Source organism: Roseinatronobacter ekhonensis (assembly GCF_900499075.1).
Lineage (GTDB): Bacteria > Pseudomonadota > Alphaproteobacteria > Rhodobacterales > Rhodobacteraceae > Roseinatronobacter > Roseinatronobacter ekhonensis.
This window is the reverse complement of record NZ_UIHC01000013.1, coordinates 62,480-77,339: the sequence shown is the minus strand read 5'-3', so window position 1 is coordinate 77,339 and position 14,860 is coordinate 62,480. Positions and strand designations below refer to the sequence as shown.

Here is a 14,860-nt window from a genome sequence, read left to right as displayed (position 1 = left end):
CGCAAGCCTCAAGCTCGAGGCGGGCTGGTGAGGAAAGAAAGTCAGGGCGGATCATAAGCAATAGCTGAATCGTTCCAAACCCAGCAGTCAAGTCAACAAATTCGGCTTCTGCAGGACTCGGAGTATATCCTTAGATATGGTGTGGCCACGCGGGGTGACACCATAGGCTTTGTTGCGTTGTCGCAACATAACCGCGCAACATGGCGGCAAATGATCGGCTTTGTGACTGAGTTTGCGGCCAGCAGTTGAGGTCGATCACGAAACTGGCTAAGTTCATCGCGACGAGTTCATGCAGTTTCTGTGAATCCGCAAATCCGTTTCGGCGTCTCGCATGCCGGTGCTGCCAACTTAGGACCGAGGTTGACCAACCAATGATACATCAAAAGATTGACGCGCCCGCTCTGCGCAAAACCCTGAAAAGCAGCACTGGCCTGGCCGTCGTATTTTTGGCGGCCCTTCCCGGCTTTGCGCAGGCCCAGACTGTCCTGACCGGTACGGACGATATCGACCTCGTCCTCCCGAGTGCGACCGATTATCGGCTTCAAGGTGTTGCAACCAATTTGAATATCGGTGTGACCGCATCGGTCAACGATGTGGCGGTGATCAGCGGGACGGTTGTCAATGATGGCACCATCTCTGGCGGTATCGACACGACCGGGGCAGCTGGTCAATCCACGACCACTGTGACCATCGGGTCCACTGGTACTGTTGTAGGCCACGTCAACATGGAAACCGGCAATTTGACATCTGCCGGGGCGTTGAATGACGGTTTGACGCTGGGAACCAACTCCACCGCGACCATTCAAGCTGGCGGGTCCATCAACGGCAGTGACACGACGGTGAACCTCGGCATCCTGACCATCGAGGCGGGTGCCGCAGTGAACACCAACGTGACCCTGAACGGCACGCAAGCAGCAAGCGTCGATGGTGGGCGGATCAACAACTCCGGCACGATCACAGGCGACGTTGCAGTCAATGGCGGCATCCTAGACACCGATGGCAGCATCGTCGGCGATATCATGCTCGCTGATGGCGAGGTGAATGCAGAAGGCACCATCACCGGCATGACCACGCTCACGGGTGGTGAACTGACCACCACTGGAATGCTGACCCATACTGGCAGTGTTGACGTGCAGGGCGGACGCTTGAACGTCACCGGCGGTGATATGGTTGTCACAGGTTCGGTCAGCAATGACGGGATCACCACGATCGGCGCCGGTCAGACCCTGACCGTTCCGACCTTCACCAACACCGGTATCATTGTCGGCAGCGATGCTGGAGAGATTGACGGCAGCGTTGTGAATACCGGCGGCGAAATTCGTCTGGATGACGGCACGGTCGGCGATACCTTCACAATCTCCGGTGACATGACGGGTTCTACCACTCTGGTCATGGATATTGACCTGACCGCGGCGAATGCCGCAACCACCGACCTATTGGTCGTTGGCGGCACGATTGATGGCACGATCAACATCGAGCTTGATCCGCAGGCCGGTGGCTTCACCCTGCAAGACAACCCGATCATTCTGGTCGATGGCACCACCTTGGGCGGCAGCCTTTCGGCGACAATGACCGGTGTTCCGCAAACACGCGGCCCGATCGTCTACACGCTCGACACCGATCCCGGCAACGGCGATATCCTGCTCGTGTCCGGTGTTAACCCCGCAATCGGCGGCGTCGTCGGCGCATTCAGCTCGGTGCAGAACCTGATCGGCACCGTTATCAACCGCCCAAGCGGTGCGTTCGTCAGCGGTATCGCCTTTGACACCCCCGACAACTGCAGCCGTGGCGGCTGGGCGCGGGCTGTCGGCGGTCGCGCGACCACCGACACGACGACCACAGGCAACGTCTTCGCTGCGGCCGGCACGACCCAAACGACCTTCGCGGGAATTCAGGGTGGTTTTGATTTCGGTTGCTTCGAAGCCTTTGACGGCGGCTGGGATATCGTCGGCGGCGTGTTGTTCGGTCACAACCGTGGTTCGGTTTTCCACAACTCCTTCGGGCTCACCACCGATGCCGATTTCTCGCAAAGCTATGGCGGCGTCTACGTCAGCGCGGCGCATGGAAGCTTCTCGGCCGAGATTCAGCTTCGCCACGAGCGCAGCACGTTCGACTTCCTGAACCCGGCGCTGGGTCTTGATGACTCGACGACCACGAAAACCACGCAGATCAGTGGTTCAACGAGCTACAACTTTGCGCTTGAGAACGGCATGTTCGTCGTTCCGACGGCTGGCTTCGGTGTCGGTCGCACGACCAGCGGATCGCTGACCTTCAACGGCGCCAACGGTGCTGCGGTCGGTACTTTGCAGCCGGCAGCGCACAAGACAAGCATCGGGTTTGTCGGCGCAACCTTTGGCCGCACAATGGTTGATGAAGCCAGCAACTCCGCCCTGACGTCGTTCGCGACAGCGACGATCTACAACGACTTCAGCTCGGACCGCGTGGCGACCTTCACGTCGACCGGCGGCGGCGCGACCGATACGCTCACCACCGACTCGATGGGTGCGTTCGGCGAAGTCAGCGTCGGCATGAGCTATGCGCGCGTGCTGAGCTCTGCGCCATCGGGCATCCAGCAGTTGAACGCCAATATCCGTGCGGATTATCGCTTCAACCGCAACCTGAAGGGCGCGAGCGTTACCGCTCAGGTCCGTCTTCAGTTCTGAGACCCCGGTTTCCCGGAACGTCACTTCTCACAATTCAACCCGGCCTCCTCCCAGAGGCCGGGTTTTTCTATGGCGGTGCCATACACGGAACAGTCCCTGTCCGGGTCCAACTGCCTATTCGGGTGTGATGTCGCCGCTTTCACCTACGAAAACGGTCCAGTCGGTTGCGCTGACCGTGTCGATCTCTACAAAACCGGCATCAATATGCCCACGGGCCCAGCAATCCTGCGCACCCTGAATGTTGAACCCGGTTTCGGCCACGCAAAACCCGATATCACCGTCCAGAACGGGCTGGTTGAACACATCAATCGCATACAGATACAAGTAGCGCGCATCGATATCGCCGCGCAGCAGCACGGCGCATCGGTTGGGCGCAACGGTCCACCACCCCTCTGAGCGGAAGCCTGCCCCAGGATTGCGCGCAATCGCCACGTTCAACACGTCGAAACTGTCATTGCACAGTCGGAAATCCGCCCGCGCCGCGCTTGCGCCCGCCATGACCGCCAAAACCGACGCGCCCACGCCAAACAGGTGCGCAAGACGCGACGGCGAAGTTGGGGCGGGCGCATGGTTCATGACATGAACAGAGTTGCAAATGCGGGCGGTGCTTGCAAGCGTCACGCGCACTTAGGGCTGGGTGGGGTCGCGCATCACAAGCCCCAGCCGGTCCAGCACGTCCGCGACACAAAGCGCGTGCAGTATCAGGATCCGGTCTTCTGGCAAAGCTGCGTTGCCCGTGGGCACAGTGTCCCAATCCATCAACGCGTCTTGCGCTCGCAGCGCGCCCGCCATGTTCACACGGTAAGGCAGGCCATCCCATGCGGGCCGTGCCAGAACCTGATCTTGAACACCCTGCCATCGGAGCGCGGGCTTGAACCTTGCCAGAGCATACCGTGCGCCTTGCGGCGTCTGCCAGTGAGCGGTGCCGAAGGTTTGCCCGTCAAGCGGGCCTTCGCCAAGAACCATCGCAAGGTTGTTGGCATCTGCGATCCGGTGTTCGGGGCAGGCCAGTGTCATGCTTGTATCGGTCATGATGTGATCCCGAATTTTGCAACGAGAGCCGCGACAATATCCGCGCGGTTGGCATCGGCGTCTGAGGTGGAGAGGATCAGCACCTCGGCAATCTCGCAATTGGCCAGGTTCGAATCGCTACGCCAACCGGGAAATTGCATCCCGGACGCGAAGTTCGCGTTGCTGAAATCGACCCCGGCCACCTCGATCACGACCCAGTCATCCCGCACCCAAGCGGTGTAGAGGTCGCCCCGCGTATTGCCGGCAATGAAGGCACCGTTCACATAGCGGGCAGTGCCTTGGCCAAGCGCTGTGCTTGTGCTGCCGCTTTGATACAGCGCGACATAGGCACCGTCCACGCCGCCGGCAATCACGCGCGCCCCGGCGGATGACACAGACTGCAAACGCACCACCATGATAATCGACATGTCTGCGCCCCGCCATGAAGGGTCGGGGGAAACGATCATGCGGTCATCCAGCCCGTCGAATTCCAACCATGCCAACGCGCCGGACATCCGTGCCACGGGACGGGCCGCGACAATCGGCTGTGTTGCATTGTTGGACAGTCCTGATTGATCCGCGACATGGGCAACGGCTTGGCCATCGGCGGCCAGTCGGGTCGCGGCGCTATCTGAATACAAAGCCGCGGCGGCCGACGCATCATGCTGAACGGCGTAATTGTCGAAGCCGCCTGTCGGGGGTGGCGGCGGCGGTGGTGCGGTTGTGGCCGTGCGCGGTCGCATCGGTCTGCTGAGCATTGACAGATCGGTGACGACCCTCATGCCAGCACCAGCGCATACACACCGGTCGCAGTGGTGCCAGCGGCGCGCACCCGTCGCACGGCAACCGGCAGGATCGAATAATCCGCCACGGCCACCGTGCGGGTCTGCCCACGCGCCGTGATAACAGAGATGGCGCCGCCGGTTTCCACATAGAGCGCCATGGCCATGTCGGGCAGGTCGTTTGTGTCATCGGGGGTGACGGGGGCGATGTCGGTCGCCGGGCCGCTCAGCGGCAGGGCGCGGTTGGACAAGGGGTTGGCCATGGGGAGTTTCCTTTTGCAAGAGAGGGTTGCAGCACTGGCGTGCAACGCGGGCAAATCGGACGATACTCGGTCAAGGTGAAGGCTCTGTTCTGGCAGCGTGCGCAACTATCGGCACAGCATGTCAGATAGGAATGGAAGTTCGGCACGCCCCCGCGTAAGACCCTGTCAGGGTTGTTGTCGCCTCGCGCCCGTGGCACGGGGGGCAGGCAGCCGAAACGCTATGCTAGGGGCGCGCGGGCCCCACCCAAGTGGAGGGAACATGTCCAGCACACGCCACGCGTTCATCACAGGCACCGCCGGTTTCATCGGCTACCATCTTGCGGAACTGCTTTTGTCGGAAGGTTGGCAGGTCACCGGCTATGATGGTCTGACTGACTATTATGATGTCGCTTTGAAAGAGGCGCGCCATGCACGGCTTGCACGCTATGACGGGTTCAAGGCGCATATCGCCCAGCTTGAAGACATGGACAGCGTCATGGCGGCGATGCAAAGCGGTCCCAAGCCCGATGCGGTCATCCACCTCGCAGCACAGGCCGGGGTGCGCTACAGCCTTGAAAACCCGCGCGCTTATATCGATTCGAACATCGTCGGAACCTTCAATATTATGGAAGCTTCGCGCGCTGTCGGCACCGGTCATCTGCTGATGGCGGCCACCAGTTCCGTCTATGGCGCGAATACCGAAATGCCCTTTGGCGAGGATCAGAAAACCGACACGCCGCTGACCATCTATGCCGCAACCAAGAAGGCGACCGAAAGCCTGTCGCATGCCTGGGCACATGTGAACGGGTTGCCGACGACCATGTTCCGGTTTTTCACGGTTTACGGCCCGTGGGGGCGTCCCGATATGGCGCTGTTCAAGTTCACCAAGGGGATCTTGGAAGGCAAGCCCATCGACATCTACAACCACGGCAACATGTTCCGAGATTTCACCTATGTGACCGACCTTGTGCGCGGCATTCGCGGGCTGATCGACGCGGTTCCGGGTGGACCGGATACCGCGGTCGCAGGCGACAGCCTCAGCCCCGTGGCCCCTTGGCGCGTGGTCAATATCGGCAATTCCGACAAGGTGCGGCTGGAAGATTTCATCGACGCGCTGGAACGTAAGTTGGGGCAGAAGGCGATCCGCAACTACATGGACATGCAGTTGGGCGATGTGCCCGCGACATGGGCCAATGCAGAGCTTTTGCAGAATTTGACCGGCTACCGCCCGCAAACCGGCATTTCTGACGGGATCGCGGGATTTGTCGACTGGTATAAGGACTATTACCGTGTCTGATTTGAGCGGCTTCGTGCAGCGCCGGATCGCGGTGATCGGTCTGGGCTATGTCGGCCTGCCTTTGGCGGTGGAGTTCGCCCGCGATCATTCCGTGCTGGGCTTTGACGTGAATGCGTCCCGTATCGCCAGCTTGCGCGCGGGCCATGACGCCACGGGCGAGATCAGCGCCGGGGAACTGGCCGCCGCGACTGGGCTGGACGTGACGGACGATCCTGCTCAACTGGCAGATTGCGGCATTTTCATTGTCACGGTTCCCACCCCGATCGACGCGCATAAACGCCCCGACCTGACACCGCTGTTGCGCGCATCCGAAACCGTGGGCCGCGCGCTGAAACGCGGCGATGTGGTGATCTACGAATCGACCGTCTATCCCGGTGCAACAGAGGAAGACTGCGTGCCGGTGCTGGAACGCGTCTCTGGCCTGCGGTTCAACGAGGATTTCTTCTGCGGCTACAGCCCCGAACGCATCAACCCCGGCGACCGCGCGCACCGTCTGCCCGATATTGCCAAGGTCACATCCGGCTCCACACCAGACGTCGCACAGGCCGTGAACGCGCTCTATGCCCGGATCATCAGCGCTGGCACCCATCTGGCGCCGTCCATCCGGGTGGCCGAAGCGGCCAAGGTCATCGAGAACACGCAACGCGACCTGAACATCGCGCTTATCAATGAATTGGCGATCATCTTTGAACGGATGGGCCTTGATACCGATGCGGTGCTGAAGGCGGCGGGCACGAAATGGAACTTCCTGCCCTTCCGCCCCGGACTGGTTGGCGGGCATTGCATCGGGGTGGACCCCTATTACCTGACCCACAAGGCCGAATCGTTGGGATATCATCCGCAAGTCATCCTTGCAGGGCGCCGCATTAATGACGGGATGGGCGCGCATGTCGCCGGCCAGCTTGTGAAGTCGATGGCGCGGGCCGGGCGGCCCATCAGCGGTGCGCGCGTTCTGGTGCTGGGGCTGACATTCAAGGAAGACTGCCCTGATTTGCGCAACACCCGCGTTATCGACGTGGTGCAAGAACTGGAACAATATGGCGTCATCGTGGATGTGCACGACCCGCATGCCGACCGTGCAGAGGCCGCGCGCGAATACGGGCTGACCTTGTCGGACCTGCCCGACTCTCCAGTCTATGACGGGGCTTTGATGGCGGTCGCGCATCGCGAATTCCGGTCGAACGGTCCCGACTGGCTGCGCGGCTTGGTGCAAGCGGATGGCGTGGTTTTCGACATGAAAGCCGTGTTTGACCTGTCAGAAGGGTTTCTGCGCCTCTGAGCGCGCAAGGCCCAAACAGGGACGCGGGATTTGGTTGCTCGGTGCCGCATCGCGACCAGAGAGGCGCGCGGTGTGCGAACTGGCCAGCGATCCAGATATCGGTCGGCCTTTGCGCCCCGACCCTATGGCACCAAGACGGTTGTCACCCCAATTCCGAGTGATTTGTCCGGCTGGTCCAATGCCTGCACAAGGAAGGTCCAGAATTCAGCGGCCTGCGCACTGGGCAGGATCGCATTTTCCGGTATCAAGCGCCGGACAGAGTCGGTTCTGGCGCCGTGCAGCGCAATCAGCATCACGACCGGGGCACTGACACCATCGGGTGCCGGGCCAAGACGGCGCAGGCGGGTTTGCGAGATTTCGAACGAGCCTGCATCGGTCAGCGTGGCGGCGATATTCTGGATCTGTCCGGACGGATCGACCAAGAAAAGCGCTGCCTCGCGGGCCGGCACAAGCTGGCCGGACAAGTCTTGTGCTTCGGTGGGCAAGGTGTCGGGCAGTCCGCGAATCTGTAGATCGGAACTGATCTCCAGCGTGCGCCATGTATCCAGCGCCGCCATGGCGTGCAGGGCCGCGCATTGCTGCGCAGAGACCGCGACGACGCCTAAGTCCAGTTGCTGGCCGAATCTGTCCGCGAAGTCATTGCGCAACGCGTCCAGTTCGCGGGCGGTGCTGGCGAAGGCGGTCAACCCGTCCAGCCCGCTGGCTGCGCGCAATCGCGGCAGCCAGTGACATGCGCCAAGCTCTGTGCCTTGGGCGTTCAGCCAGCTTCGCGCTGCCGTCACATCCAGCGGGGCAGGGGCCGCGGCGGCGTTTGTGGCAGAAGACACTTCTGACTCTGACGTGTCCGAGCCGCCACCAAGAAGGCCCGCATACCATGCACCGCCGCCACCAACCGCGACCAATAACGCCGCAATGATCGCGATCATCCCGCCCTTGCCCTTGGGCGCGGAAGGCGGAGGCATCGGCGTGGGCGCCGCATCGGGTGCCGGGCCAAAGGGGCTTGCCGCCGACCCTGCGGGCGCTGTTTCGTCGGTGTTGGGTGCGCGGGCAACTGCGGGTTCCGACGTGCTGCGCGGCGTCATGCTGGCAGGCGGTGCGCTAGCGGGCGGCACACTGCGCGGCGGCAGGCTTTCGGGCGGCTGGCTGCGCCCGGGCGTGGCGGGCGCAAGGCTATCAAGATAGTCGATAACGTCGCCCATGCTTGCAGGCCGCTCAGAGGGGTCGGGTTGCAGCATCCAGTTGAACAGGGGGCGCAGGTCTTCGGGCAATGGAGAAAGATCGGGCACCGTTGCGCGCGCCAGGACGGCTGCGGCGGGGCTGTCGCCCATGTCGATCGGGCGTCCGATGGCTGCGGCGGCGGCCATCAGGCCAAGGCTGTAGATATCCGCCTGACCGCTGACCGCCCCATCATACAGTCCAAGCTGTTCGGGCGCGACATAGCCGGGCTTTCCGGCGAATTGACCGCCGATCAGGGTGCGGCCGCCCGGCGTGGTTGCCTTGGCAATCCCGAAATCAATGATCTTGGCGCGTTCCACGCTGCGCTCCGGCAGGATCACGTTGTCCGGCGACAGATCGCGATGCACAACGCCTGCGCGATGGGCGACGTCAAGCCCTTCGGACAGCCGTCTTAACAGCCGCAATACGTCGGCAGCGGGCATCGGGCCAAGGTCCATCATGTCGTTCAGCGACGGCCCCTCGACATACTCCATGACAAGGCACGGGCGGGCGATGTCAGGGTCGATGGTGAACACCTCGTAGCGCACGATGGCGTCATGCGAAATTCGGCGCAGAACCGTGGATTCCTTCTGGAACAGCGACAGGATCTTTTCGTCATGCGCCAGCGCGGGCAGGACGATCTTGATCGCCACCACCTCGTCATTGTGGATGTTGATGCCGCGATAGACTTCGCCCATCCCGCCGGTATTGATATGCTCCTGCAATTCGTAAGTGCCGATGAGCAACGTTCCCGCAGCCAGTTGGATTGGGCTGCGCGTCACGTAGGTGTTGCGCTTCGACGGGCGTTCTGGCGGCGTGGAACCGGAGGTTTCTGGCGGGTCTTCAGGGGGGATCGACGCCATCTTCTCAGCCTTTCCACACGGCGCTGTCCGCGCCCTGGCCCGTCACCAGCGTTTTCAACCCGCAGCGCACCGCGACCACTGTCACATTGTCCGTGGCACCTCTGTCGAGCGTCATCTGAACCAATAGATCGCAGGCTGCCTGGGCCGACCGGCCTTTCAACGCGTCCGCAATCTCATGGTCGTCGATATGCCCCGTCAACCCGTCCGAACACAACAGAAAGATGTCCCGATCCTGAAGCGAGCCGAATTCATGGTCCAACTGGATGTCTTCCTGCACACCGATTGCGCGGGTGATGACATTCTTGCGCGGCCAGTTCGCGGCCTGTTCGGCCGTGATCGTTCCCTGATCCAGCAATTCCTGTGCTTCGGTATGGTCGCGTGTGACCTGATGCAGACGCCCCTCGCGCAGCAGGTAGACGCGGCTGTCACCACACCAGATCGCGGCGAAACTGTCATCATGCACCAGCACCGCAGCAAGGGTCGCCCCGATCATGGCATCGTCATTGCGCGCGGAATGGGCGCGGATTTCATCATTGGCCCGCAGGATTCGTTCCTCGAAGCGGGCTTGCAGGTCGGGCGCCGTGATCGCACGTTGCACCGTCGCGGACTGGTCGACAACGATCTGGGCCGCGATATCACCGCCGAAATGACCCCCCATACCATCGGCGACAACCCACAGGCCCTTGTCAGGAGCAGCAAGCATACGGTCCTCGTTATGGTCGCGCACACAGCCGCTATGGCTGAGCGAACCACATTCGAAACGATAGATCGGGTTTGTCATTGAAATGGTATCCTGTCTGGCAAGGCTTGGGTCATTGGAACGCTGGCCCATGATCATCGGGTGTCGGGTCTGGCAAAGTCGGCTGCCCCTGAGAGAGCATGAAGGCGAAGGTGTCCGCATCGGGCAGCCCGACAAGACTGAGCACGCTGCCGCCATCCTGCCACCAGTAGCTGCGGCTGCCTCCGGCAAGCTGATGGTCCGCCCGTGCGATATCGTTCCACACATCCCCGGACCCTTCCGCCCAGAGCGCGCGACTCTCCAGTAGCGGTGCCATCTCTTCGGCGCCAGCCGGAAGGCGCGGCGCAGGCAGATTGGCAAGGGCGGTTTCCAGCTCTGCAATGTCCTGTCCGGCCCGCGCGCTGTGCAGGAATTGTCGGCACATTGCATACCACTCCGCATCGGGCGGGGTGACGACGGGGGGCGGCACAAGTCGGCTTTGTCCATCGGCCAGCAGCAGCACAATGGGAAAGTCGCGGCCATGTTTGTCGGCCGAGGGTTGCAAGACCCCCACCGACGCGCCCGCAGAGCCGGAACGGCCATGCATGTCCTTGTGCCAGTTGCCCTGAAATACATCGGCGCCAAGCCAGAAATTCCATGCTCCGGCGGAATGCCATATCCGCGACCAATCCGCGCCCAGTGTGGCGCGCGTATCCTGCACCAGCGGGATCAGCCAATCCTCGAACGGGCGCGATAGCGTGTTGGGCATTTGCCGGGTGATGAAATCGCCCCGCATGGGAAGCTTGCCAAACAGGCCGACCTGTGCCGACGCGCGGGGCGGAAGGGTGGCTTCTATGGGTGGGTCTACGACAGCGTCGGGCGGGTCGGCCTGTTCCGCGTCGGTCTCTGCCGTGTCTTGGGCCAACAAATCAGGGTCAGGTGCGGCGGGATCGTCATCACTTTCCTCGGCGTGCGCATTAGAGGTTGCCTCGGAGCCCGCGTTGCCAACATCCTCCTGCGTCCCAGGGGGCGTGCCCTGCTCGGGTGCTTCAGCGTCGTCTGGCGCGCTTTGCGCGTCGGCCAGCGGGGTGGCGCCTGCCGCCGTGTCGTCTGTAGCCGTATCCTCTGTCGGGGCGGCGTTTTCCGCACGCGGGTCGGTGTTCTTCTCGTCGCCCATCACAACCCCCTCGGGCAGCGGAAATCCCACAATTCGCGCAGAAAAAACGGGTTCCGCGCGGTGGCTGCCGTGAATGTGTAGGCGACATAGCGCCCGCCGATATCCAGCCGTGTCGTAACCGATGACCCCGACGGGCGCGGGTTGCCGCGGTTGATAAGCCGCATCAGCGCCCAGGGGCCGCTTTGCACCCGCAACTCGTTCTCGCGCCCGATCAGTTCGGGGCCGATCTGCACCGAGGCAGAGCCATTCCCGCCCGACGGCCAGAACAATGTCTGCGCCAAGGACCCTTGTTGTAGGGTGCGGATGATCTGGCCATTGATTTCCAGCAGTGCGCTATCGGCTTCGGGGAACAGGGCCGCTTGCCGGACCGTCAGGTCGAAACCGGGAATGCCGGACCCGCTGGGAAAGAACGCATCGCGGATCGCGGCGGCGCGTTCGAACTGCGCAAGGGTCGCGGGTGACATCTGCGCGCCAAGCCGGCTGTCGCTGCGCCATTGCCAGTCACTGCCGCTCAGATCGGTATGCTGGGCCAGCGCCTCGTTGAAGAAGCGGTCGAACACGCCGCCGGGCGCAAAGAGCCGCGCGAATTCCGCCAGCGACAAATCGCGGTTGGAATTGCCCGAGAACGGGTAGCTGTCGGGCACCAGCGCCTCGCAGACCTGCGTGACCTCGCGATTCAGGCGTTCATTCAGCGCGGCAAGCGTGGTATCTGCGGCCCCGCCGGCGAATTCATCGGCAGCTTGCAGGATCATGCGCGACAGGGCCGGGGGCATCCGCGAGGCATGGCGCGTCAGCAGGGCCGATTTGGTCCCCAACTCTTGCCCAAGCGTCGCGGGTATGCCCAGCCCGGTGGTGGATTGCAGCAGCAGCCGGTAGATTTCCTGAAAATCGCGCAGCACCACATCAATCGGGCGTGCATCGCCGGTATCCTCGACAAGATCGTGCCAGCGGCTGAACTGTGCCTCTACATTGGCACCGGGCAAGGGGGCTTCTGCCGAGTCGCCTCCGGCGCGACCTTGGCTGCGTTGCGATTGCAGCACGTCAAAGCCGATCTGGCCCAGCCCGGTGGCGCGTTCGCGGGCGCGGCGCAGCAATTCCTCGCCGACCACACCGCTGGCCGCCTCGGCGCGTTCGCCCAACTCGCCACCGCCCAGACCCGCGCCGAAACCGCCTTCGTCGTTGAAACCGGCAGTCAGGCGTGTGGTGTCTGCCACCGCCTGCACCAGTTTCAGAATCGGTGACTGGCGCGGGTCAGAGGCCGTGTTCAGCGCCAGAAATTGAGGGCTGTCGGCCGACAAGGGCCGCAGTTGCAGATTGTCCAGTGTTTCTTCCCAAACGCGGCTGAATTCCAGCGCGTAACGGTTCATCAGCGGCGCGCCCAGTCGGCGCAACTCGCCTGATACATCGGCCGCCTCCGCGCGTGTGCCCATCACCCATTGTTCGGTTTCCAGCTTGGTCGCGACCTCTGCCAGACGCGGCAAAAAATAGTCGTGGAACCCCTGATAGGTATAGATCGGCGGAACACTCAGTTCATTCAGCGCCCGACCGTCACGGGTCTCGAAAACGATTTCGGCATCGGGACCGGCGCGCAGGCCGATATTGAATGGCTCCATGTCCATCGGGCCGCCTGCACCCATAACCAGAAGCCAAGCTTGATCCTCTAGGTCCATCAGCGACAAGATCTGCTCGGCCCGTGATACCAGCGCGGCGTTCAGGTCGACCCGCGCCTGCGATTGCGTGGCCGACAGGTCCAGCATCGCCCAAAGATGGTCCTCTAGTTCGTCGCGCGCAGCGCGCAGCGGGCCTGCGCCGCGCAGCGCTGGGTCTTGCGCCCAATCGGTCGTGATCCATGCCACAAGGAACGCATCATCCGGGGCGGGGGCGGCATGGCCCAGCAGCTTATAGACTTTCAGCGTTTCATACAGCGACAGCCGGTTGTTGGTCGAGATATCCTCGGCGATCCGCTGTTCCAGGCCAAGGATCAGCCGGGGCCGCAGCATGCGTTCCAAGCCGTCGCGATAGGCGGCGCGAGCGCTTGCGGCGATGGCGGCACGCTGGCTTAGCCCAAACCGTTCCAGCAGGCCGACCTCGTCCGCCTCCGGGTCGGTGTAGCCCAGCGGCAGGTTGCGCAGGTCCGACAGCAACGGCAGGACATCCAGCAACTCTGTCTCGTTGATCTCGGTGCGCTCAAGTTCTCCGGCGGCGCGGCTCTCATACTGGGCGATTTCGGCGCGGGCATTCTGCACAAGCTGGTAGTTTTGGTAAAAGCTGTTGGTCCACAAGCCGCCCAGCCAAAGCGCAAGCCCGACGATGATCGCCATGCTGCCATAGCGCAGGATCGCTTCGCGGCGCACGGCGCGGCTGTCTTGTGTGACCCAGCCCGCTTCCTCGAAGATCACGCGGCGCAACAGGTCATGCAGGAAGTAGCTTTTCCCGCGCCCCGACACGCCTGCGCCCATTGTGCCTTGTCCAAATCCGCGGTCCATTGCCCCCAGAATCTGGTCCATGGGCGTACCTTCCTGCGTGCCAGAGGTAAAGTAGAATCCGCGCAGCGTGGCATTGACCTTGTAGCGTGTGGCGCTGAAGACGCCGTCCAGCACATGCGCGATACGGTCTTTAAGCATGGCAACCTGCGCGGGGAAGCCGAAAATCGCGATGCGCGACAACCCGTTGGGGTCTTCGTTCATACGGTCCGTCACCTCATCCGACAGGCGCGAGACGAGCGCATCGAACTGCGTGGCAAATTGCGGCAGGACCGGCTCGCCGCGCGCGGCCCGAAACGTGGTGCCCCAGACCTTTTGCCGACGCGCTGCACTGAAGCTACCGAAGAACTCGTCGAACCCCGCGATCAGATCGGCTTTGGTGAACAGCACATAGACCGGCACATCAATGCGGAACACGTCATATAACTCGACCAGTCGCGCTCGGATGGCCGATATATGCGCCTCCAGCAACTCGTCGCTACCGGTCAGGAAATCTTCAAGGCTGATTGCGACAATCACCCCGTTCACGGGCTGGCGCGGGCGCTGCCGTTTCAGCAGGTCCAGAAACGAAGCCCAGCTTTCGCGGTCGGCGGCCTCGTCGCTGTCTTGTGTGGTGTAGCGACCGGCGGTATCGATCATCACCGCCTCTTCGGCGAACCACCAGTCGCAATAGCGGGTGCCGCCAGCACCCGGCATCGCCCCGCCGGTTTTGTCGGCCAGCGGGAAATTGACGCCCGAATTCAGCAATGCGGTCGTTTTGCCGGCGCCGGGCGGGCCGATGATCACATACCACGGCAGATCATAGAGGTAGGACGACGACGTGGACGACCGGCGCAGCACCGCAAGCGCCTCGTGCATCTTCTCGCCCAGAACCTCGCCATCGCCGGTCTCCCCTGCGGGCGCGATGGCCTCTTCCAGCGCGGCCTCGGCGCGGCGCTTGCGCCACCATTTGAAGGCGTAGACACCTGCCACGATGGACCAGACCACAGCAATGGTGATGATCCGGGACCACAGCCCTTCCAGCGGGTAATTCCCCGCAAATCCCAGAAGTGGCCCGCCGAACCAGATCGCCAGCGCAAATGCCAAAAGCCCAAGGACAACCAACGCCGCAAGCAGGATATTTTTCATTT

At 62.5% G+C, this 14,860-nt stretch carries 11 protein-coding genes; 3 read left to right on the top strand and 8 right to left on the bottom strand.

What is annotated here, in order from left to right:
* Positions 1-371 precede the first annotated feature (371 nt).
* Entirely contained in the window at positions 372-2,663 is a 2,292-nt protein-coding gene (locus ROE7235_RS08630) for a beta strand repeat-containing protein (RefSeq protein ID WP_121094661.1), read from the top strand.
* Between the two features lie 114 nt (positions 2,664-2,777).
* Here the strand turns inward: ROE7235_RS08630 and ROE7235_RS08625 are convergent, their stop codons facing one another.
* From ROE7235_RS08625 to ROE7235_RS08610, 4 genes are read right to left on the bottom strand one after another with little or no spacing between them, the layout of a single operon-like run.
* Positions 2,778-3,239 carry a DUF1036 domain-containing protein gene (locus ROE7235_RS08625; RefSeq protein WP_245963913.1) on the bottom strand — a complete coding sequence of 154 codons (462 nt, stop codon included), beginning with the start codon at positions 3,237-3,239 and terminating at the stop codon, positions 2,778-2,780.
* A 51-nt stretch (positions 3,240-3,290) separates the two neighbouring features.
* A complete protein-coding gene (locus ROE7235_RS08620; protein WP_121094659.1) occupies positions 3,291-3,695 on the bottom strand; it encodes a hypothetical protein in 405 nt (134 codons plus the stop codon).
* Positions 3,692-4,417, bottom strand: a complete 726-nt coding sequence (locus tag ROE7235_RS08615) for a hypothetical protein (protein WP_121094657.1) — start codon at positions 4,415-4,417, stop codon at positions 3,692-3,694. Before ROE7235_RS08615 ends, ROE7235_RS08620 begins: the two co-directional genes overlap by 4 nt.
* Before the next feature lie 35 nt (positions 4,418-4,452).
* Positions 4,453-4,719 (bottom strand): spike base protein, RCAP_Rcc01079 family, encoded by a 267-nt coding sequence (locus tag ROE7235_RS08610; RefSeq protein ID WP_121094655.1) that lies wholly within the window; start codon positions 4,717-4,719, stop codon positions 4,453-4,455.
* A gap of 259 nt (positions 4,720-4,978) precedes the next feature.
* Here ROE7235_RS08610 and ROE7235_RS08605 point away from each other — a divergent pair, with 259 nt between their 5' ends.
* Both ROE7235_RS08605 and ROE7235_RS08600 read left to right on the top strand, forming a co-directional pair.
* A complete protein-coding gene (locus ROE7235_RS08605; RefSeq protein WP_121094653.1) occupies positions 4,979-5,995 on the top strand; it encodes an SDR family NAD(P)-dependent oxidoreductase in 1,017 nt (338 codons plus the stop codon).
* 1 nt (position 5,996) lies between these two features.
* Complete coding sequence (locus ROE7235_RS08600) at positions 5,997-7,274, top strand: nucleotide sugar dehydrogenase (protein WP_121094651.1); 1,278 nt, start codon at positions 5,997-5,999, stop codon at positions 7,272-7,274.
* Positions 7,275-7,396: 122 nt separating this feature from the next.
* Here the strand turns inward: ROE7235_RS08600 and ROE7235_RS08595 are convergent, their stop codons facing one another.
* The 4 genes from ROE7235_RS08595 to tssM are packed head-to-tail and all read right to left on the bottom strand — an operon-like array spanning position 7,397 to position 14,858.
* Positions 7,397-9,352, bottom strand: a complete 1,956-nt coding sequence (locus ROE7235_RS08595; protein WP_121094649.1) for a serine/threonine-protein kinase — start codon at positions 9,350-9,352, stop codon at positions 7,397-7,399.
* 4 nt (positions 9,353-9,356) lie between these two features.
* Positions 9,357-10,133 (bottom strand): PP2C family protein-serine/threonine phosphatase, encoded by a 777-nt coding sequence (locus ROE7235_RS08590; RefSeq protein WP_121094647.1) that lies wholly within the window; start codon positions 10,131-10,133, stop codon positions 9,357-9,359.
* Between the two features lie 31 nt (positions 10,134-10,164).
* Complete coding sequence (gene tagF, locus ROE7235_RS08585) at positions 10,165-11,247, bottom strand: type VI secretion system-associated protein TagF (RefSeq protein WP_121094646.1); 1,083 nt, start codon at positions 11,245-11,247, stop codon at positions 10,165-10,167.
* Positions 11,247-14,858 (bottom strand): type VI secretion system membrane subunit TssM, encoded by a 3,612-nt coding sequence (gene tssM / locus ROE7235_RS08580; protein WP_121094643.1) that lies wholly within the window; start codon positions 14,856-14,858, stop codon positions 11,247-11,249. The genes tagF and tssM overlap by 1 nt, the downstream gene beginning before the upstream one ends.
* Positions 14,859-14,860: the final 2 nt, after the last annotated feature.